Here is a 21,815-nt window from a genome sequence, read left to right on the forward strand (position 1 = left end):
TGTTGCGCCCCCGCGCGAACGTCGGTGAAGACGTCAGGCTGTGGCGGCGGCAATGCACTGCCGGCAGGTAACTCTACCGGTTCCTGCCCTGCGGGTGCCCATCCGGACGCGGACGCCTGCCGGTAATGGCGGCCAGTACCGCTTCCTGCGAGAGCAGCCCCGTCACCTTGCCGTTGTGGTCAACGACGGCGTAGTCGCGGCCTTCGAGCTGGGACAGGAACTGCAGGAGTTCCTGCCCTTTCGACCATTCGGGCACGTAGGCTCCGGCGGCCAGGGCGTAGGACACCGCAGTAAGTGGCGTGGTTCCGGCAGCTGCGGGCGGAACGGATTGCAGCGCGGCTGGATCCACAACGCCCTCCGGGCGCCCGTCCCCGCCGCAGACCACTACAGCGGTGGATGACGGCGCTCCCATCCGGAGCGCGTCCTGGACTGACGCCGTGGCTGGCAGTCCGACAGCCGGCGTCGACAATCCTGCCGCACTGACCAGGTGCAGCCGTCCCCGCAGGGTTCCCTGCTGAATGGCCGCCGAGGCACCCATCCACAGGAATCCGGCCACCAGGATGGTAATCATCAGGTTGCCGAAGTCGGGTGAATCGCCGGCCAGCAGAGGGCGGAGGATGAACCAGTAGCCGAGCAGGACCACGATCAGGCGGCCACCCCAGCCTGCCGCCACCGTGCCCTTGGCCTGGCTGCCGGTGGCCTTCCACACGACCGACTCCACCAGCCGGCCGCCGTCCAGGGGCAGCCCGGGAAGGACGTTGAAGACGCCAAGGACGAAGTTGGACCACATAAAGATGTTCATAAGCATCTCAGCGACACTGCCCAGACTGTCGGAGTCATGCACCAGCCAGGCGCCGGCGGCCAGGACAAAGTTGGCGGCAGGGCCGGCCAGTGCCACCAGGACGGAACGTCCCGGAGTGGCTGTGAAGCTGTCGAACTGGGTGTGCCCGCCCCACAGATTGAGCACAATCTTTTGTGTGGGCCAGCCGTAGATTCTGGCCGTCAGGGCATGGGCGAGTTCGTGGACCAGGACCGAGATCAGCAGCAGCACGGCATAGGCGAACGCGACGACGTATGCGCTGGCGCCGAGCGCCGGGTTGCTCCGGTCAAGGACCGGCCCGAAAACAATCACCGTGAACGCGGCGATGATGAACCAGGAATAGGCCAGGACCACCGGAACGCCGGCAATCCGTCCCAGAGGGATGCCCTCACGGCGGACCGGAGTAGCCGTCTCAGTCATGGACAGCCCCCGGAGCCCCGGCCCCTTCCAGTGTTGCCGGTTCGTGCAGGGCAGGCTCGTACCCGGTGGATTCCTTTGGGAGGGAACGGGCCAGGAGCAGGTCCTCCAGATCGGCCAGGGACCGGCCGGCCAGGGAATCCCAAAGGATGTAGCGTTCGTCTTCAGGCAGCGGGACGATATGGGGAATGGCAACGGTGGCCACGCCGGAGGCCACTGCTGCCGCTACGCCCGGCGTTGAATCTTCAAGTGCAACGCAGTGCCTCAGGGAAAGGTCCGGATCGGATTCCTGGAGCTGTTCCACTGCCTTCAGGTAGGCCTCGGGGTGCGGTTTGCCCTGCGCCACCGAATCCCCGGTGACCACCACCTCGAAGTACGGGCGGGGAAGGCTGGCCACCACTTCACGGGCCAGGGGTCCCTCGGACATCGTGACAAGCGCGCACCTCACGCCCGCCTGGTGCAGGTCTTCCAACAGTTCCCGGGCACCCGGGCGCCAGGGCACCTGCTGCCGGACGCTCGCCACCACTTCGGCCGTCAGCGTGTCGATAATCTGCCGTATGCCCAGATCAACGCCGGCCTGCTGGAGGAGGCCGGCCGAGAATGTCAGCGACTGGCCCACCAGCTGCATGGCCTGTTCATGGGACCAGGTTCCGCCGTGGGCTTCAACCAGTGCGTGCTCGGCTGCGATCCAATAGGGCTCGGTGTCCACTATGGTGCCGTCCATGTCCCATAGGACGGCTCTCAGGGGGGAAGGTGTGGCTGGCTGTCGCATCCATCCAGTCTACGGGGACAGCCTGAACGGGAGCTGGGGCTACGCCTTGGGCGAATACGGGACTCGTTGCTGCCGTTTATGGCGCGAACAGTGCATTTTTCGGCGCTTCATTCAATGCAACACCCTGCTCCTTGGACGTAGGGTGAAGAAATGAATAGCTTCGAGGGAGACACCACCGACCCGGGGGCAGGGCCAGCCCGCGAACGGTTCCTGCAGCCTGTGCCTGACGGACAGCGCGTGACAGTGATGCTTGCCGCCTTTGAAGGCTGGAATGATGCCGGCGAGGCCGCAAGCGACTCGCTGCGGTACCTGAACAAGCTTTGGGGCGGCAAGAAGGTGGCGTCCATCGACGCCGACGAGTACTACGATTTCCAGTTCACGCGCCCCACCATCCGCAGGAACGCTGCCGGCGAACGCAAGATCAAGTGGCCCTCCACGCGCATCTACAAAGCCAGCGCACCCAATTCCAACGTGGACGTCATCTTCGTCCAGGGCACCGAGCCGTCCTATAAATGGCGCGCGTACACGGCCGAACTCCTGGTCCATGCCGAAGCACTGAACGTTGACTACGTCATCCTGGTGGGCGCCCTGCTGGCGGACGTTCCGCACAGCCGGCCCATTCCCGTAAGTACCTCCTCCGACGATGGGCCGCTGCGCGAACGCATGAACCTGGAAGCGTCACAGTATGAGGGGCCGGTGGGAATCGTGGGAGTCCTCTCCGAGGTTTCTCTGCTGGCCGGCATCCCCACGGTCTCGCTGTGGGCGGCGGTTCCGCACTACGTTGCACAGGCTCCTTCACCGAAGGCACAGCTGGCACTCCTCCACCGTATTGAGGAGCTGCTCCAGGTGCCGCTGGACACGCACGAACTGGCGGAGGAAGCCGACGCCTGGGAGCGCGGCGTGGACGAACTGGCCACCGAGGATCCGGAAATCGCAGCCTATGTACGGCAGCTCGAAGAGGCGAAGGACACGGCTGATCTTCCCGAAGCAACCGGCGAGTCCATAGCCCGCGAGTTCGAACGCTACCTCAAACGGCGGGGCCAGGACCGGCCCTAGCCGGTACAGTCCCGCGGGAGGCCCTCAGCCTGCCTCCGGACCTGCCCTTGGGCGGGTGCGGAGGCAGCTCCTTTAGAGGCGGATGCCGAGGAGGGCGTCGACGGCGTCCCGCACCAATACCTGGTCCTCGCCGCTGGCCGGGGTTCCGCCGGCGTTCGCCTGTTCAGCCCAACGGGAGACAGCCGCAACAGCCTCCGGAGCGTTGAGGTCGGCAGCCAGGGCTGCGCGCATTTCCGTGATCAGGGCGGATGCCGAGCCGGCGGGGGCATGGGCCAGCGCCTGGCGCCACGCGGCCAGGTCTGCTTTCGCGGCTTCGAATCCTTCTTCGGTCCAGGACCAGTCCGAACGGTAGTGGTGGGCGAGGATGGCCAGGCGGATGGCGGCCGGGTCCTCCCCTGCCGCCCGGAGCTTAGAGACCAGGACCAGGTTGCCCTTGGACTTGCTCATCTTCTCGCCGTCCAGCCCCACCATGCCGGCGTGGGCGTAGTGCTTTGCGAGCGGAACACCGGCCAGTGAATAGGCGTGGCCCGCTCCCATCTCGTGGTGCGGGAAAATCAGGTCGGAGCCGCCGCCCTGCACGGTGAAGGGCGAGGGCAGGTACTTCTGGGCGATCACGGTGCACTCGATGTGCCAGCCTGGACGCCCGGCTCCGAGGCTGCCGCCAAGCCAGCTCGGCTCGCCTTCGCGCGCCACGCGCCACAGCAGCGGGTCCAATGCCTGCCGCTTGCCGGAGCGGCCGGGATCCCCGCCGCGTTCGGCGAAAAGCTCCAGCATTTCGCTTTCGGCCAGCCCGGAGATCGAACCCAGGGTCCAGGCGTCCGGCGACACGGACTGCTTGCCGGCTGCTTCGACGTCGTAATAGACATCGCCGTCAGGCTCGCCGTTGGTGCCCTGCACCTTGTAAGCCAGCCCGAGGCTGACCAGGCGCTCTACCTCCGGAACGATCAGGGAGATGGATTCGACGGCGCCGATGTAGTGGTCAGGAGCGAGGACGTTCAGCGCCTCCATGTCCGTCTGGAAGAGCTCGATCTGGCCGGCCGCAAGGTCCCGCCAGTCCACACCGGTTGCCGTGGCGCGTTCCAGCAGCGGATCATCCACGTCCGTGACGTTCTGGACGTAGGACACGGGGTGGCCGGCGTCCCGCCAGGCCCGGTTCAGGAGGTCGAACGCGACGTAGCTGGCGGCATGCCCCATGTGCGTGGCGTCGTAGGGGGTGATGCCGCAAACGTACATGGACGGCTGCCCGTCCGGTTCCAAGGCCACCTCGCGCCCTAAAGCGGTGTCGAACAACCGGATGGCAGGCATGCTGCCGGGCACGTCAGGAACAGGGCGGGAGATCCAGGATTTCACACGCCAAGCCTAGTGCTAGGCGCTGATGACATTGAAACCGAGAAGCAGGTACAGGGCGAGGCCCAGGAAGATCCGGTACCAGACAAACAGGCGGTAGCTGCGGGTGGAGACGAATTTCAGGAACCAGCCGATGATGACGTAGCCCACCACGAGGGCGATGACGGTGGCAAGGGCTGTTTCCGGCAGGCCGTAAGGGCCCGTGATGCCTTCTTTGGACACTGTTTTGTACAGCTGGAAGAGTCCGCTGCCAAAAACGGCCGGAATGGCCAGTAGGAAGGAGTAGCGCGCGGCGGCTTCACGGGTGTAGCCCATCAGGAGGCCGGCGGTGATGGTGCCGCCGGACCGGGATACGCCGGGGATCAGGGCCATGGCCTGCGCGAAGCCAAAGAGGATGCCGTGCTTGTACGTGAGATGGTTCAGGTCGCGCTTCTGCTTGCCAACGGCGTCCGCAACAGCCAGGATCAGGCCGAACACAATCAGCATGGTGGCCACGATCCACATGCTGCGGAGGACCGATTCGATCTGGTCCTGGAACAGCAGGCCCAGGACGATGATGGGGAGGCTGCCCAGGATGACCAGCCAGCCCATCCGGGCGTCCGGGTCCTGCCGGGATACTTTTCCGGTGAGTGAGCCTGCCCACGCCTTGACGATCCGGACAATGTCCCGCCAGAAGTAAATGAGCACCGCGGTTTCGGTTCCGAGCTGGGTGATGGCGGTGAAAGCTGCGCCGGGATCCGCGGCGTTGGGCAGGAACTGCCCCACAATTCTCAGGTGCGCACTCGATGAAATAGGTAGAAATTCGGTCAGTCCCTGCACAAGGCCCAGCAGGGCCGCCTCAAACCAGTTCACGCTAAGACCCTACGGCATGGCAGTACCGGTTCTGCCCGTAAGCTTGCTGCTATGCAGCAGCGTTTCGTCGGCAACAGTGGATTGCGAGTTTCCGCCCTTTCCCTAGGCACCATGTCCTGGGCCGGCGAGACGGACGAACAGGACGCTTCGGAACTGCTGCGTACTTTCCTGAAGGCGGGCGGCCGGCACGTGGACACTGCGGCGTCCTACGCCGACGGGCGCTCTGAGGCGATGATCGGTTCCCTGCTGGGCGACGTGGTGGCCCGCACAGAGGTTTCCATCTCCACCAAAGCGGGAATGACGACGCCGGATGGCCGGCGGGGCGTGGACACATCACGTAATGCAATGCTCAGCGGCCTTGAGGCCAGTCTGGCCAGGCTTGGCACCGATTATGTTGATGTTTGGTTCGCGCAGGCGTGGGACAGCAATGTGCCGTTGGACGAGACGCTGTCCGCTTTGGAGTTCGCGGTGCGGACGGGCCGGGCCCGCTACGCCGGAGTTTCGAATTTCAACGGCTGGCAGACTGCCAAGGCAGCGGCCGTTGCAGGGTTTCCGCTGGTGGCTGCACAGGCTGAATATTCTTTCCTGCAGCGGACGCCGGAGGTGGAGCTTATCCCGGCCATCGAGGATGCCGGGTTGGGCCTCATGGCCTGGGCGCCGCTGGGGCGCGGCGTGCTCACCGGCAAGTATCGCGGCAGTATTCCCACCGGCTCCCGCGGTGCCTCGGCGGCCGCAGCCGGTTACGTTGAGCCTTACCTTGACGGCAAAGCATCCAGGACGGTTGACGCCGTATGCATGGCAGCGAAGGGGCTGGGGCGGACCCCGCAGGATGTCTCCTTGAGCTGGCTGCTATCGCAGCACGGGGTGTCCACCGCGATAGTGGGGCCCCGCACGCCTGCGCAGCTGAAGGAGATCCTGGATGCGCAGCTGACACCGCTGCCGCCGGAGATTGCCTGCGCCCTGGAAGACGCTTCAGCGCTCAACTAGGGCTTCGACCGTGGTGCGGCTTTTGTTTTAGAGGTTCCGGTCCTCGACGATTTCCAGGTCCTCGTCATCGACGACGCTCTCTTCATCCTCTTCGTCCTCGTCATCAAAGACCTGGAGCGGGGTGACCTCGTTGTAGGCCTCGTAGAGGGCGTCCTCATAGACTTCGAAGGCATCGGCAACAGCAAAAAACGCCGCCTCTACGGAGGGATCTCCATCTCCGCGGCGGTTCGATGCTGCTATAAGGTGTTCTTCCAAAGCGGTGGTCAAGGACTGAAGCGCGACACGCGGATCGATGCTCATGACTTCACGTTAGCCGGAAAAGGACGAAAATGGAGAGCAAATGAAGGAACAATTTCTCACCAGCTCGGTCCAGCGGGAACGGGACTATGCGAAGCAGTACGAGTACCTCGTACTGACGGTGAGCCCTGTGGATTCACTGCATGAGGCACGCCGCCGCCTGGTGGAGCATTCCGAATACGGCAAGTGGGAGCTCGAGCGCAGCAAGCTGTACCTGGGCGGCGGGAGGCGGTTCTGGCTCCGCCGCCGGGTCATGCAGGTCCAGCGGACCGTCTAGGACATAAGAGGTCCAGCGGACCCGTCCACCTCCTACTCCTCCAGCGGGCCCAGCCAGGCGTTGGCCACCGTGTTGTGGGCCGATTCGTCGTCGGACGGGTGGAACATCCCCGCCAGGACGTCCCGGTACAGCCGCTCGAGCTCGGAGCCGCGGAAGTAGCTTGACCCCCCGCTGACCCGGATGGCCAGGTCCACCACACGGCGTGCCGTTTCCGTTGCGTTAACCTTCAGGCCGACGAGCTTGGGGAACCACTGCGGGCCGTGGTCGGCAAGGTTGTCGACGTCGGCGGTCACCGAAGCCAGCTGCGGGTAGAGGTTGTCCATGGCCATCGCCGCTTCGGCGACCTTCCAGCGGATGTCCGGGTCCTGCGCGTAGCTGCGTCCGTTGTTCTTGAACGAGGTACGCCGTTTGACGGCCTCCACGCCCAGGGTGAGGGCCCGCTCCCCCACGCCGGTGTAGACGGCGGCCAGCAGTGTTTCGAAGCACGCGAAGATGGCGAAGATCAGCGGATCCCGGTTGGGACCCACGGGAAGCTTGCGGAAAATCCGGTCTGCCGGGACTTCAACGCCCTCCAGGACAGTGGTGCCCGACTGGCTGGCGCGCATCCCGAGCGTGTCCCAGTCGTCAAGGATCCGGTAGCCCGGCGTTTCCCGGGTAATGAACCCGTGGACCAGCTCGCCGTCGCCGTCCCTGCCGGACGGGTTCTTCCCGAAGATCCCCAGCCTGGTCCAGGCCGGTGAGAGGCTGGTGAAGATCTTGGTTCCGGTGAAGGCATAGCCGCCGCCGGGACGCGGCTCGGCCGCCGTGCGGGAGTCGAAGAGGACAGAATCGTTGCCCGCTTCGGAGTTGCCGAACGCGAAGACTTCGCCTGCGGCCGCTTCGTTGAGCACGAAATCAAGGGAAGCGTCCCCGCGTGCGGCGAGGACCTGCGCGACGCCGGTCCACACCAGGTGCATGTTCACCGCCAGGGCGGTGGCGGGGGCAGCCGTTGCCAGCCTTCGCTGGCACTGCGCCGCCGCCGCGAGACCAAGGCCCTTCCCGCCGTCGTCCGCGGGGACAAAAAGCTTCAGGTATCCGGCCTCCACAAGCTCCTGCAGGTCCTCGTGGAAGAAGGCGTTGTCCCGGTCGTATCCGGCGGCCCGGCCGCGGATCCGCTCCAGCAGTTCGTCGGGCAGGATGTCTTCCGGGGTCATGTGCACCTGCTCAGTAGTTGGTGAGCAGGGTGTTGAGTACCCTGGCCCCGAACTTGAGTGAGTCCGCAGGGACGCGCTCGTCCACGCCGTGGAACATGCCCGTGAAATCCAGTTCGTCCGGGAGCATCAGCGGTGCGAAGCCGTAGCCGGTGATACCGAGCCGGCTGAGGGACTTGTTGTCCGTGCCGCCGGAGAGCGTGTACGGCAGGACCTTCGCGCCCGGGTCTTCCGAATGCAGGGCGTCAATCATGGAGTCCACCAGGTTGCCGGCGAACGGGACCTCAAGGGACACGTCGTTATGGACGTAGCTGACGTCCACCCCGGTTCCCGCGAGTTCCCGCACGATTTCCAGGACGTGCTCCTGCTGGCCCGGCAGGGTGCGGCAGTCGATGAGTGCCTCAGCTGATTCCGGGATGACGTTGTGCTTGTAGCCGCCTTTGAGCAGCGTGGGGTTGGTGGTGTTCTGCAGGGTGGCTCCCACGAAACGTGCCACCGTTCCCAGTTGGTCCAGCAGGAGGTCCGGATTGTCGGCGTCGAACTCCACGCCCGTGAGTTCGGTCACGCCGTCCAGGAACTGCCGGGTGGTGGGGGTCAGTTCGATGGGCCACTTGTATTCGCCGATCCGCGTTACCGCTGCCGCCAGGCGGGTGACGGCGTTGTCCGTGTTGATCTGGGAGCCGTGGCCGGCCCGGCCGTGCGCCACCAGGCGCAGCCAGGAGATGCCCTTTTCCGCGGTCTGGAGAAGGTAGGTGCGCTGGCCGCCGATGGTTGCCGAGAAGCCACCCACTTCGGAGATGGCCTCCGTGGCGCCCTCGAAGAGTTCCGGGCGCTTGTCCACTGCGTACCGTGCGCCCAAAGCCCCGCCGGCTTCCTCATCCGCGAAGAAGGCGAAGATGATGTCCCGCTTGGGCTTTTTGCCCGTCCTGGCGAAGCTCCGCAGGACCGAAAGGATCATGGCGTCCATGTCCTTCATGTCGACGGCGCCGCGGCCCCAGATGAGCCCGTCCTTCAGTTCGGCCCCGAACGGGTCCACGGACCACTGGTCCCGGAGCGCGGGCACCACGTCGAGGTGGCCGTGCACCACCAGGGCGCTGGCGGAGGGGTCCTCGCCGGCCATCCTGGTCACCACGTTCGCCCGCCCGGGAGCAGACTCAAAGATCTCGGCCTCCAGGCCGACCTCTTCGATGAGCCCGGCTGCATACTCAGCTGCTGCCCGCTCCCCCGGCCCGGACCCGTCGCCGTAGTTTGAGGTGTCTATCCGGATGAGCTCCTGGCAGATCCGGACAACTTCATCCTCGGGCAGGACATCAGGCATATGAAAGCTCCTCACTGGGAATGACGGGTGGGCATGCGCTGGTTCGCTGCCCTCAGCCTACCTATGTGGCCCGATTCGTTGTTCCCGGAAAGTCGTGTTAGAGTTTTTCTCGCTGCTTCGGAGAGACGCGAAACGCTGAAAGGCGGAATCGGTTCCCGGAATACCACCTGCGCGGGTGGCGGAATGGCAGACGCGCTAGCTTGAGGTGCTAGTCCTCGAAAGGGGGTGGGGGTTCAAGTCCCCCTCCGCGCACAAACGGAAGCCCCGGAAAATCAGTGATTTTCCGGGGCTTCTTTGTGTCTTCACTATCTGCACTTTGGCTCTGCACTCACAGCTGGAGTGAGATCCGCCACTCCTTTAACGGAGGTGACGCCGGACGCCACGGCGCACCCTCGAATGCAGAGTCCCAGGGGCTGTCTGAGGTGGCCTTTAGGCTGGATGAGTGAACAGCACACCGTCGCCAGGCCCCGTCCATGTCACTTTGGACAGCGGACCGGCCGAGTGGTGGCAGATCGTTGCCGCACTGGGTCCGCTGGCCGTGGTGCTCGGCGCCTTGCTGGCCGCCTTTATTGGCTGGAATACACTTCGGCAGCGGACCATCGCGGACGATCGGGCCCTGCGGCAAAAAGCCGAAGCGGACAGCCGTTCCGAATGGTGGCGCAGGGCCCAGTGGGCCCTGGAAGCCTCGGTGGACAACAAACCCGAAAAACAAGACATCGGCCTCGCTGTGCTGGAGCTGCTCAGCACCAGCAATCTCGCCGGGCCGGAAGAGGCTCAAATCATTGCGGAAGCCTGGACGCGTCCACTGGCCAACGGAGAGGCCACACTGGACCTGTTGCCTCCGTTGCCGGACAATGAAGTGGACGAGGACCTGAAGGAGGATCGATGAGTGCAGTAGCGGAAAAGAAAACGTCCGACGGCGAGCAGAAACCTTACGTCTCCCCCGCACAGGAACGCGTCATCGTTAGAGCCGCCCGTCTTCGACTCTCAACTGATAAGAAGCAAGGCCTCGAGTCCCCCGCATGGGTCAAGAAAATCGCCAAGCGCCCGCTGTAACGTAGACGGCCTCCTGGAGGAGTTCTTCGTGCCGCTGCGTTCCTTGCCTTCTTGAGCTTGAACTATCCCTGCTGGCCCATTCCAGGGTGGACGCGCACAAACTCGATCTTGTTCCCCGAGCCCGTTTTCTTCCGGGGTGACCGCTGGAAGCCTTTGGCATCGAGGTGGTTCTGGGCGCGGTATTCAGCCAAAGCGTCGTCGTAGGCCCGGTTGAGCCGGCGGCCCGGGAACTCTTCGGTAGCGCCATCGGCGAAGATGACGGTGATATTGAGATTCTCCGGGAAGTGCCGGTTCATCCGGATGAAACCGTCGGCGTCCTGCTGGAGCTTGATCAAGGTGGTCCGCTTTCGTCGTGGAGGCTTCCAGTGTCCCGCGTTTTCCCGTTCCGGCAAGCACCGCGCCGCCCGCCGGTACGCACAAAGCGACGGCGGGAGTCGGGTGACAAGCCGGATCCCGCCGTCGAACTCCTTGCCTCCGGACTGGAGAACCTACATCAGAAGCGCCCTGTAAGGCTCGCTCGACAGGTCGCCAGCTGACCACGGCGCCGTAGAACGGACGTTGGGCATGTGGCCCCGGCCATCAGCCAGCACCATGCAGACGGTGGCAATGAGGACCCTCCTGGCTGCCCGGCACGGCGGCTAGGCCGGCCGTACTGCAGGTGGCCCATGTTCAGTCAAGGGTGGAACATGGCATCCATGAATAATGCGGACGGTCAGGGCCGGAAACCGGGCCACGTGGTGCTGCTGGGTGATTCCATCTTCGACAACGGCGCCTACGTTAATGGCGGCCCGGACGTGGTCACCCAGCTGCGGCGGGAACTGCCAGGCTGGAAATGCTCCCTCCTGGCGATCGACGGGGACGTCATCACCGGCGTCGTGCGCCAGCTTGCCCGCCTGCCTGCAGATGCGAGCCACCTCGTGGTGAGCGCCGGTGGAAACGACGCGCTCGGCTACGCCCCGCTGTTGCAGGAGCAACCCGCCTCACTTGCCGGGGCGCTGCTCCTGCTGGGTGCGGCAAGGGACAGGTTCCACGCCGACTACCGGGCCATGCTGTCTGCCGTCGTGGCGCAGGGACTGCCGACGGCGGTATGCACCATCTACGACACACCTTCCTCCGAGCCGAACCAGAAGGTCATCAAGGCGGCGCTGGCCCTTTTCAACGATTCCATCACCAGGGCTGCCTTCTCGCGGGGAGCAGCACTGATAGACCTGCGGCTCATCTGCAGCCAGGACGCGGACTATGCGAACCCCATCGAGCCGTCGGCCCAGGGCGGACACAAGATAGCGCAGGCCATCGCCACACTGGTCCGGCTTGCCCACGCCGGCCCGCATTCCGTTGTCATAGCGCAATGACCGTTGCCGGCATCAATGAGGGTGCAGGATGCGCGGATGCTTGCCTCGCTGTGCAAGCCGGGACCCGCCAGCCACCGGACGGTACCTGATCCTGCGCTTTTCGGCCCGGTCCGCTCTCCGTTCCTGGCGCCGGGCCTTCCGCTCCGGCCGGTCAATGCCGGACAGGATTGTGAAAGTGACCACGACCCAGAGCAAGGCGGTGAACAACACCAAGGCAATCCCGAACTCAATGCCCATAGCCTCATTTTAGGGGTTCCCTGCCCCAAACAAGAGGGCCCGTACATGCCAGGCTGGCGTGACGCTGGCTTTCCTACAGCACACCCAACTCCCGCGCCGCCGCGAGGACGTCCTGGACGGTAACCGCCAGCAATGCGGGGTCGGGTTGGTCCGCGAAGGTGTCGCCACGCCTCAGCTCGGCACGCGTCAGCACCACATGCGGCCCCGGGGGCGGACCCCAGATTTCGGGTGGAGCCGGGCCAAACAGCACCACTGACGGAGTCCCGTACGCGGATGCCAGGTGGGCCGCTCCGGTATCCGCCGAGATCACAAGGCGTGCTGCTGCGATGGTGGCTGCAAATTCGGCCAGCCCCAGCCGCCCCGCCAGCACCACGTCCTCTGCAAGACCGGACCGGCGGCAGACGTCCAAGGCACGCTCCCGTTCGCCGCTCCCGCCCGTGAAGACGACGTTGTGCCCCGCTGCGGCGAGAGTGGAGGCGACTGCCGCGAAGCGGTCGGCGGGCCAGAGGCGGCTGCCGTAGGCCGCTCCCACGTGCAGAACGGTGGCGGCAGGAACCGGGCTGGGCACATGGGGTCGATTCAGGTGGATATCCAAGGGATCAGCTTCGATGCCGTGCCACTCCAGGAGCCTGACCCAGCGTTCCCTTTCGTGCAGTTCCGCGCGCCAGGGCGGGCCATCCCGGTACTGGCTCCGGTGCCCTATTGTCTGCCTGGCCTGCAGGGCCTCGATCCTGTCCTGGCTCTCCGGCCCGCTGCCGTGCAGGTTCACGGCCACATCCACTACGCCGGGTTCCATGGCCAACGGCTCATCAAGGCCGTGGGTGGGGAAAAGCTCATAGCCACCCACCAGGCCCAGTGCCTCGGACAACCATCCCTGGGCCGCATACCGCAGCCTGTGCTCCGGGAATGTCCTCCGGAGGGCCTTGAGTGCCGGAACCGCGACGAGCAGGTCCCCGAGTTTGAGCGCCCGGAGGACCAGGAGCTCAGGCTTGCCATCCTGCACTCCATTGGACGCCACAGCCGGTCCAGTTCCCGGGTTCCTCATACGCCCAGCCCGCCCAGGTCTGTTTCCGCCAGGCTGCGGACGTCCTCATGCACATCGCGAACGGCCACTCCGGCCACCACGGAATCGTCATGCGGGCATCGTGGTGCCGTCCAGCCCACCTGTGTGACATCAATCCCGCATGTCGGGCAGGCAGTCACCCAGGAGGCGTGGAGGCGGTGAAGGCTCCTGCCAAGCGCCCCGGCGTTGATGACATTGCCAGCCCAAAAGATTCCCACCGTGGGCACACCAAGGGCCTGCGCCAGGTGCCGCGGGCCGCTGTCATTTCCCACCACCACCGCTGCCCTGGCCATGAGCGCCACCAGCCCTGCCATGTCCAGCTCTCCTGCGACGGACCGGACTTGTCCGGAATCGGCCAGTTCCACGATGCGCCCGCCAAGTTCCCGCTCGCTCTTGTCCCCCACAACGACCACCTTAAATCCGTCTGCGGCGCAGGCCGCAGCCAATTCGGCGAACCGCTCAACGGGCCAACGACGGCGGGGATCGGTAGCGCCGGGATGCATCACCACCAAAGGCTGGCTACCGTCGTCGGCCGTTCCGGATAAGGCACCCAGCCCTTCGGCCGGCGCGAGCCGGGCCTCAAGGTCAACCGGAAACGCGCCGGCGAAACCCGCCACTTCAAGGGCCCGCAGCGGTTCATGCTGGTAGTAGAGGTACGGAACTGTTCGCTCCAGGCTCGCCGCATCCGGTGTGCGGGTTCCCACCGTGTGCCGGGCGCCCAGCCGGAGCAGGAAAGGGTTCGAGTACCGTCCCCCGCCGTGGAGCTGGACCGCCAGGTCGAAGCGGCGCGCACGCATTTCCTGGAAAAACCGGTCCAGTTCTTCCTCGTTTTCCTCGCCGGGCCGGACGCCTTCGGAAAAAGGCAGGACACAGACTTCGTCCACCGGGCTTTTCGTCGCACCTATCAGTGCCTTGTGTGCCGGAGTGCCAAGAAGCGTTATGGAAGCCTCCGGATAAGCCGCTTTCAGCGCGGCCATGGCGGGGATGGCAAAAATGAGGTCACCCAGCCCGCCGCCGCGCAGGACCGCAATCCTGTACACTGCATCGAACTTCTCAAGGACGGGGCCAACACCCATACCGGCCCGTCCGGCACCACCGAATTCTGCAGTCAGCTGCTCCACATATACCCCTTCGACTCAAGCCGGGGCCGCTCCTTTTCCTGCGGCCTCCCCTGCCCCTGCGGCCGGAACAGCACAACGAAACGCTGCGCCGGCCTTCCTCTGAACCTGTACCCAGGCGGCGGTCAATATACTCCGGCTATTGGGGAATACCCGGATGATGCTGTACGTTTCATACGCGACAGACGAACCAAAGAAAAGAGAAGCACCCAAAGTGGCAACCGATTACGATGAACTGCGTTCCGACGTCAAGGAATCGCAGGACAACTCACTCGAGCAGCTCCAGTCAGCCAATGCTCCCGACGCACGCAGCGTGGTGCTTGAGCTGGACGAAGCTGACGGCCTGGACGGTGCGGGCGTACCCGGCGGCGAATTCGTCGCCGAGGAGCTCGTGGTGCAGGTCATTCCGCAGGCGGACGACGAATTCACCTGCTACTCATGCTTCCTGGTCCGTCACCGCTCGCAGATTGCGCGCCAGAAGGACGGCCACAGCTACTGCACCGAGTGCGAGGGCTGACCAGGCGGTCATGTGGAGCGGCGGATTCAGCCATTCCCTCAACTAAGCAAGAGGCACGTCCCATTGGGAGACGTGCCTCTAGGCTTTAAGTGAGCTTCCGCCGCACGATTTGGCTGACTTCCTTGCCGTCGAAGCGCCCCGCCACCTCCGCCGTCACAGGTTTCATGACTTCGCCCATCTGGCGGGGTGTCAGTTCACGGCCCGCGTCGCGCAGCCTGGCAATTACCTTATCCACGATCCCTTCGACTTCCTCCTGCGACAGCGGTTGGGGCAGATAGGACTCTATGACTTCCGCCTCGGCGATCTCCGCCGCGGCACGGTCCGCCTGGCCCGCTTCCGTGTAGATTCCCGCCGTTTCGCGGCGCTTCGCAGCTTCCTTCTGCAGCAGGGACGTCACCTGCAGGTCATCAAGCTGCACCGGAGTCTTACCCGATTTCTCACGGGTCTCGATTTCGCCCAGGACGTTCCGGACGGTGGTGAGCGCCGTCTTGTTGCGCTCCTTCATGTGGATGACCACGTCGGCCTGCAGCCGTTCTTTCAGTGATGACACGGTTTTCCTCTGTTCCTTGTTGCCTGTCGGCCCTTGTTCGCGGGGCGGCGGGGTACTGCGGCCGCACCCAGCCATCCCTAGTACCGTAGGGGCTTATGCCCGAAAAAGCCCGCACCTCCCCGGACCGCACCCCGTGAGCCTCCCCAGTGACTTCTGGGCCCCGGTGCTCAGCGCGTTCAGACAGACGGATATCCCCACCATCAGCGTCACGGAGTTGCTGCTGGTTGTATCCATCGCCACTGCGTTGGCCATCCCCCGCCGGTCCTGGAGGTATGTGGGCCTGCTCTCTACCGCCACCCACGAACTGGGACACGCCTTTGCCGCTGTAACGAGCGGACAGCGGCTCTCCGGAATCCGGCTCAGGCTTGACCATTCCGGAACCACCACCACCTACAGCCGGAGCAGGCTCGCCACCGTTTGGTCCTGCTTCTGGGGCTACCCCACGCCTGCAGTGATTGGTGCCGCCTTCGTTTGGTGTGGTTTCAATGGCTGGGGGCCGGCCGCCGTCGCGGCCAGCGCCGTTGTCCTGGCCGCCACACTGATGTTCCTTCGCAACGCTGCGGGCTTCCTTATTACCACCGGAGCCATCCTTGGCTGCGCCGCGCTGATTCTCCTGGTTCCGGCAGCATTCGTGGGCCACGTCGCCGTCATCCTGGGCCTGGTACTCCTGATTGGTGCGGTGCGGGACCTTGGCAGACTCACGCATGTCCACCTGCGCAGGAGGGACAGGCTTGCCACGTCCGACGCCTATTTGCTGTACCGGGCAACGGCAGTGCCTTCCGGCATATGGATCCTCATGTTTCTGGTCCTTGTAGCCGCATCCTGGCTGGCAGCCTGGCAGCCAATCTCAGCAATCCTGCCGCCGGGCGCATAGGCTGGATTTATGAGCCAGGAAACGGAAAGCGCCCGGCAGCGGGCAGGCGGCAAACCCGCTGATTACAGCACGCGCGGCTCCTACGTCACGGGCGGAGCCGAGTTCAACCGAGACACCAACTACATCGAGGACCGCATCACCGCGGACGGCAGGACGGGACCTAACGGGGAACCTGGCTGGCCGGTTGAGGCTGGACGGTACCGCCTCATCGCCGCGAGGGCCTGCCCCTGGGCCAACAGAACCGTGATTGTCCGCAGGCTCCTGGGACTGGAGGATGCCATCTCCCTCGGCCAGCCCGGCCCTACGCACGATGCCCGGTCCTGGACCTTTGACCTTGACCCCGGCGGAGTGGACCCTGTCCTGGGCATCACACGCCTGCAGGAGGCCTTTTTCAAGCGGTTCCCGGGCTACCCGCGAGGTATCACTGTCCCGGCGATCGTCGACGTGGCCACCGGTGAAGTGGTGACCAACAACTTCCCGCAGATCACGCTGGACTTTTCCACGGAATGGACCAGGTTCCACCGTCCCGGCGCACCTCTGCTGTACCCCGAGCACCTTCGGGACGAGATCGACGAGGTCAATAAGCGCGTGTTTACCGAGGTCAACAACGGCGTCTACCGCTGCGGCTTCGCCGGTTCCCAGCAAGCATATGACTCTGCCTATGAACGGCTCTGGGCCGCGATGGACTGGCTGGAGGACCGCCTGTCCGGCCAGCGCTACCTGGTGGGCGACACCATCACCGAAGCGGACGTGCGGCTGTTCACCACCCTGGCCCGCTTCGACGCCGTTTACCACGGCCACTTCAAGTGCAACCGTCAAAAACTCAGTGAGATGCCCGCATTGTGGGGATACGCCCGGGACCTTTTCCAGACGCCGGGATTTGGGGACACCATCGACTTCGTGCAGATCAAGCAGCACTACTACATCGTGCACGAGGACATCAATCCCACCGGGATCGTTCCCGCCGGTCCTGCCCTTGGCGGCTGGCTTGAGCCCCACGGCCGCGAGGCCCTGGGCGGCAGGCCCTTTGGTGACGGAACACCGCCTGGCCCGGTGAAACCGGGTGAAGAAGTTGCACCGGGGCACGGCGCGACGCTGTAAGGGAAAGCGCTTGCTCGCCTAGACTGGTCGGATGCAAACTTCTCATGGTTTTGTAGCGCCCGGTTTCGAAAATGTCCTGGAGCTGTTCGAATCGTTCCTGGCCGAGGACTCGAATTACAGTGCACAGGTGGCCGCGTACCGGAACGGCTCGCAGGTGCTACAGCTGGCGGGCGGCCCGGATATGGACCAGCAAACCATCACGGGCGCCTACTCCTGCTCCAAGGGAGTGGCGGCCATGGTGATCGCACTCCTGGTCCAGGACGGCCTCCTGGACCTCGACGCTCCCGTGACCAAGTACTGGCCTGAGTTTGGAGTGCACGGCAAGGACCGGCTCCTGGTGCGGCAGGCGTTGTCCCACCAGGCCGGCCTGGTGGGTGTGGAGGGCGGGTTCGCCCTGGATGAGTTCACCACTGCCGATGCTGCTGCCCGGCTGGCGGCGGCGCGTCCCTCCTGGCAGCCCGGCCGGCAATTCGGCTATCACGCCCTGACCATCGGGATCATCATGGAGGAACTGTGCCGCCGGACTGCCGGAGAATCCCTGCAAGGCATCTATGAACGGCGGATCCGGACACCGCTGGGCATCGATTTCTTCCTTGGCCTGCCCGCTGAGCTGGAGCCCCGGTACCGGGACGTCCTCTATACCGCCGATGCCGAAGGGCCATGGGTGGATCCACTCAGCCTGGAAGGCTTGAACAGCAACGCGCCGGTCAGCACCATCATGGAACTGCCCAATATCCGCAGCGTCCGGAGTGCAGGCATGGCTGCGGCCGGCGGGGTGGGCTCGGCGGAGGGGCTGGCCCGGCTTTACGCTGCGGCCACCACCGGAATTGACGGCACCGGGGCTTTCCTCACTCCTCAAACGCTGGACGTGATGTCCCAGGAGCAGGTGTGGGGCCTGGACCGCTCATCGGGTCTGGACAACGCCTTCGCCGTGGTGTTTATGAAACCGCATCCGTCCCGGGACTTCGGCAGCCACCGCGCCTTTGGCCACGAGGGTGCCAACGCCGCGCTCGGGTTCGCCGACCCCGCCTACGGCCTCGGTTTCGGCTACGTTCCCCGCCGTGCGGAGGACGGGCGGACGCCCGGAAAGGCGCACCAGCTGGCAGCTGCCGTACGCCGTTCGGCTGCTGTTTCCTCCTGAACGGGTGGCTCCGGCCGGTTTGGCTGCGGCCCTGACCTGCGCCTTTGTGGTTGCGGACAAGGCGCCCTAGTGTGGGGCGGATGGTCAAATCTCAAGCACGACCGGCAATCCGGTGGGCCGGGGGGACCCGATTATTAAGGCAGGCGGTGGACGGACTGTCCGGCGCCTTCGCCGCGCAGCGCCTGCAGTTGGCAGCGAAAGCGGCATTGGCCGCCGGGCTGGCGTTCCTCATTGCCCCGCTGATGCCGGGCAGCGCGTCCCACTATGCCTACTACGCGCCCCTGGGAGCCTTGGTGGCCATGTACCACAACGTGGCGGGTTCGGTCCGGCAGGGCGTGCAGGCCCTCACCGGATTGGCCGTGGGCATCGGCCTCGCCGTGGTCCTGGTGAACATCGCGGACCCGTCACCATTGACTGTGGCCATTTTTATGGGGATAGGGGTGCTGCTGGGCGGCTTGCCGGGCCTCGGTTCGGGCAGTGATTGGATTCCGACGGCGGCCCTGCTGGTCCTGCTGGTGGGCGGAAGCAATGCCGACGACTTTTCCTTCGGCTACCTGGTGCAGATGGGCGCCGGCGTCGCAGTGGGGATTGCCGTCAACTTCCTGGTCTTTCCCCCGCTCCACCTCAAAGCTGCAGCGGCCAGCCTGGACGACCTCCGTCTCGCGCTGGGCCGGCAGATGACGGATATGGGCACCGCGCTCAAGGAAGAGTGGCCGCCCGAGCACGAGGAATGGTCCCGCCGTTCCGACGAGCTGGCATCGGCCACGCGCTCGGTCCGGCATCTCGTCAAGGAGGCTGACGCCAGCCGAAGGGCGAACCCGCGGCGCAAGCTCCACCCCCGTGACATCGACCGTGACTATCGCAACCTTCGCCAACTGGAAAGGGTCTCGTTCCACGTCCAGGACATGACGGACGTACTGTCCGACGTGATCTGGGAAAGCGATGTGCCATATACCGTCCCATTGGAGGACAACACTCCGCTGGCGAACGCCATCATTGCTACCGGGGAGCTGCTGTGTTCCTTCAGCAACGAAGATGAGGACCGGCAGGCGGAGCGTTTCACGGCCGCCAAGTCGGCGGTGGAAGCATGCATGGCAACCACCGCCGCCAGGGAGCTGGACCAGGGCGCCGTGCCTGCGTCCGAATCGATCCTCCTCAGCCTGCACCGGATCCTGCGTTCCGTCCCCCCGGGAACTGAGGCTCCGGCGTCGTAAGACTACGGACTAGAGCATGGCAACGGAGCCGCTGAAATGCCGGCGGCCCGACCGGGGGTTCCAGGCGGTGAAGTCGGAACGCTCCCATGTTCCGGCACTTCCTTGAAGGGAGCTGATATCCAGGGCGACCCGGCAGGGAAGGAACACCGGCGCCTCAAAGTCCACCTCCCAGGTAAAGGAATCCCCGCGGACGGCACCGACGTCGGCGAGGGCCCGGGAAGCCAGGTACATACCATGGGCCATGGAGCGGCGCATCCCCAGAGCCTTCGCCGAGAGCACGCTGAGGTGGATGGGGTTGAAGTCGCCGGACACGGCTGCGTACGCCCTGCCGGTATCAACCCCCAGCTGCCACAGTGCTGTGGGATCGGGTGCCTTGAAGTCAGCACGCGCCGGCACCGGCGAGGGTTTGTCGATTCCGGGCAGGAAGACCCCCTTGGCGAGATAGGTCGAAACACCGCGCCAGCAGATGTCCGGGGACCCTGTCCGGCGCACTTCGCTGACCACATCCACCTGCGTGCCGGCACGGTGCCCGCGCAGGTTCTCCACATGGGCAGTGATGTCCAGTAAGTCCGTGAAAAGCAGCGGAGAGCGTTGTTCCACACTGTTCCGGAGGTGGATCATGCCCAGCAGCGGAAGCGGAAAGTCGTCCCTGTTCATCACGCTTATGGCGAGGGGGAACGAGAGGGCGTGGATAAAGCCGGCCGGCAGGACGTCGCTGGCGGATTCGCCAACGAGGTGCTGGTAGGCAGTGAGGTTGCCGACATCCACGCTCGCCCCGCGGACCTCGTGGCTTTCGGCCGGCAGGTCAGAGCCGTCATGGGTCCCGAGCAGCCGCCGCCGCGCAGCCTGGGCTGCGGCGTTGACGTACAGCTTCGACAGCGATGGCATCTCACCGAGGATGACCGGCTGCGGGGGCGTCATGCCCCCACCAGGTTTTGTCCGCAGACCCGAAGGACCTCGCCGTTGATGCCGCCGGCGGCGTTACTGGCGAGGAACGCGATGGTCTCCGCGACATCGGTTGGCTGCCCACCCTGCTGCAGGGAGTTCAGGCGGCGGCCCATCTCCCGCAGGGCGAAGGGAATCCGGGCCGTCATTTCCGTTTCAATGAAGCCCGGAGCCACGGCGTTGATGGTGCCCCCGTAGGCGGCGATCAGTGGCGCGGTTGCCCTGACCATTCCCATCACGCCTCCCTTGGAGGCCGCGTAGTTTGTTTGGCCGCGGTTGCCGGCAATGCCGCTCGTGGACGCCACGGAGACTATCCGGGGTGACGAGCGGAAGTTTCCTGATGCGAGCAGAGCCTCGTTGATCCGGAGCTGCGCGGCGATATTGACCTCGATCACTGACCTCCAGCGGGATTCGTCCATGTTGGCAAGGAGCTTGTCCCTGGTGATGCCCGCATTATGGACCATGATGTCGAGGCGCCCGTGCCGCTGCGCGGCGTGCTCCAGGATCCGCTGCCCGGCGTCGTCCCTGCTGATGTCCAGCTGGAGGGCGGTGCCCTTGACCTCGTTGGCCACCTCCGCAAGATGGTCGCCGGCTGCAGGGATGTCCACCAGTACCAACGTGGCCCCATCGCGGTGCAGGGTCCTGGCGATGGCTGCACCGATGCCCCGGGCTGCTCCGGTGACGACGGCGATCCTTCCTTCCAGCGGCTTCTCAATGTTGCGGGGCGGTTCTCCCGCCGTGGTGGATACCTTGAGGAATTGTCCATCCACAAAGGCGGACCGGCCCGAGAGGAAGAACCTTAGTGCCGCCAGCGTACTGGGGCTTGTTGTCTCCACCTCCGGCGCCAGGAGCAGGCCATTGCCGGTGGCGCCGGCGCGCAGTTCCTTCGCAAGGGAGCGCAGAAACCCGTCCACCCCCTGCCGTGCGGCGGCCTGGGCTGGTGTGGCTGCGTCCGACGCCGGCCGGGATATTGTGATGGCCCTCCCTCCGGGGCCAAGGTCCCGGAGGGAGGCGGCGACGGCAAGGATGGGTTTTCCGAGGTCTTCGGGGCGTGCCACTTCGTCCAGGACCAGGAGGATGGCCCCGAGCTTTTCCCGCGGAACCGCGTGCCTCCTGACGTCGAGGTCCCACGCCAGCAGTTCGGCGGCCAGTTTGTCGGCGCCGGGGGTGTCCCCCTGGACCAGGATTGGCCCGGTGATCAGCGGTTGCCCGGGCTGGTACCGGCGCAGGACGGCGGGCTGGGGCAGCCCCAGCTTCCTGGCAACGTTCCGGCCCAGGCCCTGGTTTACGAGTTGCGCATACGTGTCAGTCATC

At 65.1% G+C, this 21,815-nt stretch carries 25 protein-coding genes and 1 tRNA gene; 12 read left to right on the plus strand and 14 right to left on the minus strand.

The genetic code is table 11. The features are described 5' to 3' along the window. Positions 1 to 73: 73 nt before the first annotated feature. Together QF038_RS10195 and QF038_RS10200 are read right to left on the minus strand one after the other, a co-directional pair. The gene (locus QF038_RS10195; protein WP_307610038.1) at positions 74 to 1,240 is read right to left on the minus strand and encodes a site-2 protease family protein; all 1,167 of its coding nucleotides are present in this window, start codon (positions 1,238 to 1,240) and stop codon (positions 74 to 76) included. Next, positions 1,233 to 2,009: an HAD family phosphatase gene (locus tag QF038_RS10200; protein ID WP_307610039.1), complete on the minus strand. Its 777-nt coding sequence runs from the start codon at positions 2,007 to 2,009 to the stop codon at positions 1,233 to 1,235. Before QF038_RS10200 ends, QF038_RS10195 begins: the two co-directional genes overlap by 8 nt. A 150-nt stretch (positions 2,010 to 2,159) precedes the next feature. Here QF038_RS10200 and QF038_RS10205 point away from each other — a divergent pair, with 150 nt between their 5' ends. After that, positions 2,160 to 3,065, plus strand: coding sequence for a PAC2 family protein (locus QF038_RS10205; protein ID WP_142058814.1), 906 nt, complete (start codon positions 2,160 to 2,162; stop codon positions 3,063 to 3,065). Between the two features lie 72 nt (positions 3,066 to 3,137). Here QF038_RS10205 and mshC read toward each other — a convergent pair whose 3' ends face one another. Both mshC and QF038_RS10215 read right to left on the minus strand, forming a co-directional pair. Further along, a complete protein-coding gene (mshC, locus tag QF038_RS10210) occupies positions 3,138 to 4,415 on the minus strand; it encodes a cysteine--1-D-myo-inosityl 2-amino-2-deoxy-alpha-D-glucopyranoside ligase (protein WP_307610040.1) in 1,278 nt (425 codons plus the stop codon). Between the two features lie 15 nt (positions 4,416 to 4,430). Then, a complete protein-coding gene (locus QF038_RS10215; protein WP_307610041.1) occupies positions 4,431 to 5,264 on the minus strand; it encodes an undecaprenyl-diphosphate phosphatase in 834 nt (277 codons plus the stop codon). A gap of 51 nt (positions 5,265 to 5,315) precedes the next feature. On the opposite strand from QF038_RS10215, the gene QF038_RS10220 reads away from it, so the two are divergent. Then, positions 5,316 to 6,251: an aldo/keto reductase gene (locus QF038_RS10220; RefSeq protein ID WP_307610042.1), complete on the plus strand. Its 936-nt coding sequence runs from the start codon at positions 5,316 to 5,318 to the stop codon at positions 6,249 to 6,251. 27 nt (positions 6,252 to 6,278) lie between these two features. Here the strand turns inward: QF038_RS10220 and QF038_RS10225 are convergent, their stop codons facing one another. Further along, positions 6,279 to 6,551, minus strand: a complete 273-nt coding sequence (locus QF038_RS10225) for a hypothetical protein (protein WP_307610043.1) — start codon at positions 6,549 to 6,551, stop codon at positions 6,279 to 6,281. A gap of 40 nt (positions 6,552 to 6,591) precedes the next feature. Between QF038_RS10225 and QF038_RS10230 the strand changes: the two genes are divergently transcribed. Then, entirely contained in the window at positions 6,592 to 6,825 is a 234-nt protein-coding gene (locus tag QF038_RS10230; protein ID WP_050055262.1) for a DUF5703 family protein, read from the plus strand. 32 nt (positions 6,826 to 6,857) lie between these two features. On the opposite strand, the gene QF038_RS10235 is transcribed toward QF038_RS10230, so the two are convergent. Next, positions 6,858 to 8,018, minus strand: coding sequence for an acyl-CoA dehydrogenase family protein (locus QF038_RS10235; RefSeq protein ID WP_307610044.1), 1,161 nt, complete (start codon positions 8,016 to 8,018; stop codon positions 6,858 to 6,860). Positions 8,019 to 8,028: 10 nt separating this feature from the next. Further along, complete coding sequence (locus QF038_RS10240) at positions 8,029 to 9,333, minus strand: M20/M25/M40 family metallo-hydrolase (protein ID WP_091418871.1); 1,305 nt, start codon at positions 9,331 to 9,333, stop codon at positions 8,029 to 8,031. A gap of 169 nt (positions 9,334 to 9,502) precedes the next feature. On the opposite strand from QF038_RS10240, the gene QF038_RS10245 reads away from it, so the two are divergent. From QF038_RS10245 to QF038_RS10255, 3 genes are all read left to right on the plus strand, one after another. Next, positions 9,503 to 9,585: transfer RNA gene (locus tag QF038_RS10245), tRNA-Leu, on the plus strand. 190 nt (positions 9,586 to 9,775) lie between these two features. Further along, the gene (locus tag QF038_RS10250; RefSeq protein ID WP_307610045.1) at positions 9,776 to 10,222 is read left to right on the plus strand and encodes a hypothetical protein; all 447 of its coding nucleotides are present in this window, start codon (positions 9,776 to 9,778) and stop codon (positions 10,220 to 10,222) included. Continuing rightward, a complete protein-coding gene (locus QF038_RS10255) occupies positions 10,219 to 10,389 on the plus strand; it encodes a hypothetical protein (RefSeq protein WP_161799570.1) in 171 nt (56 codons plus the stop codon). Before QF038_RS10250 ends, QF038_RS10255 begins: the two co-directional genes overlap by 4 nt. Positions 10,390 to 10,451: 62 nt before the next feature. Here QF038_RS10255 and QF038_RS10260 read toward each other — a convergent pair whose 3' ends face one another. Next, entirely contained in the window at positions 10,452 to 10,724 is a 273-nt protein-coding gene (locus QF038_RS10260) for a hypothetical protein (protein WP_307610046.1), read from the minus strand. Between the two features lie 351 nt (positions 10,725 to 11,075). Here QF038_RS10260 and QF038_RS10265 point away from each other — a divergent pair, with 351 nt between their 5' ends. Beyond that, the gene (locus QF038_RS10265; protein ID WP_307610047.1) at positions 11,076 to 11,741 is read left to right on the plus strand and encodes an SGNH/GDSL hydrolase family protein; all 666 of its coding nucleotides are present in this window, start codon (positions 11,076 to 11,078) and stop codon (positions 11,739 to 11,741) included. A gap of 12 nt (positions 11,742 to 11,753) precedes the next feature. Here QF038_RS10265 and QF038_RS10270 read toward each other — a convergent pair whose 3' ends face one another. The 3 genes from QF038_RS10270 to QF038_RS10280 form a co-directional block, all read right to left on the minus strand. Next, positions 11,754 to 11,978: a hypothetical protein gene (locus tag QF038_RS10270; RefSeq protein WP_307610048.1), complete on the minus strand. Its 225-nt coding sequence runs from the start codon at positions 11,976 to 11,978 to the stop codon at positions 11,754 to 11,756. Positions 11,979 to 12,051: 73 nt separating this feature from the next. Then, positions 12,052 to 13,023, minus strand: coding sequence for a glycosyltransferase family 9 protein (locus tag QF038_RS10275; RefSeq protein WP_307610049.1), 972 nt, complete (start codon positions 13,021 to 13,023; stop codon positions 12,052 to 12,054). Beyond that, a complete protein-coding gene (locus tag QF038_RS10280) occupies positions 13,020 to 14,162 on the minus strand; it encodes a glycosyltransferase family 9 protein (protein ID WP_307610050.1) in 1,143 nt (380 codons plus the stop codon). The genes QF038_RS10275 and QF038_RS10280 overlap by 4 nt, the downstream gene beginning before the upstream one ends. 211 nt (positions 14,163 to 14,373) lie before the next feature. On the opposite strand from QF038_RS10280, the gene QF038_RS10285 reads away from it, so the two are divergent. After that, complete coding sequence (locus QF038_RS10285) at positions 14,374 to 14,676, plus strand: DUF4193 domain-containing protein (protein WP_009358564.1); 303 nt, start codon at positions 14,374 to 14,376, stop codon at positions 14,674 to 14,676. 85 nt (positions 14,677 to 14,761) lie between these two features. Here the strand turns inward: QF038_RS10285 and QF038_RS10290 are convergent, their stop codons facing one another. Next, positions 14,762 to 15,226 carry a GatB/YqeY domain-containing protein gene (locus tag QF038_RS10290; RefSeq protein WP_307610051.1) on the minus strand — a complete coding sequence of 155 codons (465 nt, stop codon included), beginning with the start codon at positions 15,224 to 15,226 and terminating at the stop codon, positions 14,762 to 14,764. A 133-nt stretch (positions 15,227 to 15,359) separates the two neighbouring features. Here QF038_RS10290 and QF038_RS10295 point away from each other — a divergent pair, with 133 nt between their 5' ends. From QF038_RS10295 to QF038_RS10310, 4 genes are all read left to right on the plus strand, one after another. Continuing rightward, positions 15,360 to 16,100, plus strand: coding sequence for a M50 family metallopeptidase (locus QF038_RS10295; protein ID WP_307610052.1), 741 nt, complete (start codon positions 15,360 to 15,362; stop codon positions 16,098 to 16,100). Between the two features lie 9 nt (positions 16,101 to 16,109). Then, complete coding sequence (locus tag QF038_RS10300) at positions 16,110 to 17,201, plus strand: glutathione S-transferase family protein (RefSeq protein ID WP_307610053.1); 1,092 nt, start codon at positions 16,110 to 16,112, stop codon at positions 17,199 to 17,201. 31 nt (positions 17,202 to 17,232) lie between these two features. Beyond that, positions 17,233 to 18,342 (plus strand): serine hydrolase domain-containing protein, encoded by a 1,110-nt coding sequence (locus QF038_RS10305; RefSeq protein WP_307610054.1) that lies wholly within the window; start codon positions 17,233 to 17,235, stop codon positions 18,340 to 18,342. A 146-nt stretch (positions 18,343 to 18,488) separates the two neighbouring features. Further along, positions 18,489 to 19,556, plus strand: coding sequence for an aromatic acid exporter family protein (locus QF038_RS10310; RefSeq protein ID WP_307610055.1), 1,068 nt, complete (start codon positions 18,489 to 18,491; stop codon positions 19,554 to 19,556). 9 nt (positions 19,557 to 19,565) lie between these two features. Here QF038_RS10310 and QF038_RS10315 read toward each other — a convergent pair whose 3' ends face one another. Further along, on the minus strand, positions 19,566 to 20,477 hold the full coding sequence (locus tag QF038_RS10315; protein WP_307610056.1) for a MaoC/PaaZ C-terminal domain-containing protein: 912 nt from the start codon (positions 20,475 to 20,477) through the stop codon (positions 19,566 to 19,568). Next, positions 20,474 to 21,814, minus strand: coding sequence for a 3-oxoacyl-ACP reductase (locus QF038_RS10320; RefSeq protein ID WP_307610057.1), 1,341 nt, complete (start codon positions 21,812 to 21,814; stop codon positions 20,474 to 20,476). The genes QF038_RS10315 and QF038_RS10320 overlap by 4 nt, the downstream gene beginning before the upstream one ends. Position 21,815 lies beyond the last annotated feature (1 nt).

Origin of the sequence: Pseudarthrobacter sp. W1I19 (genome assembly GCF_030817835.1) — a bacterium.
GTDB lineage: Bacteria > Actinomycetota > Actinomycetes > Actinomycetales > Micrococcaceae > Arthrobacter.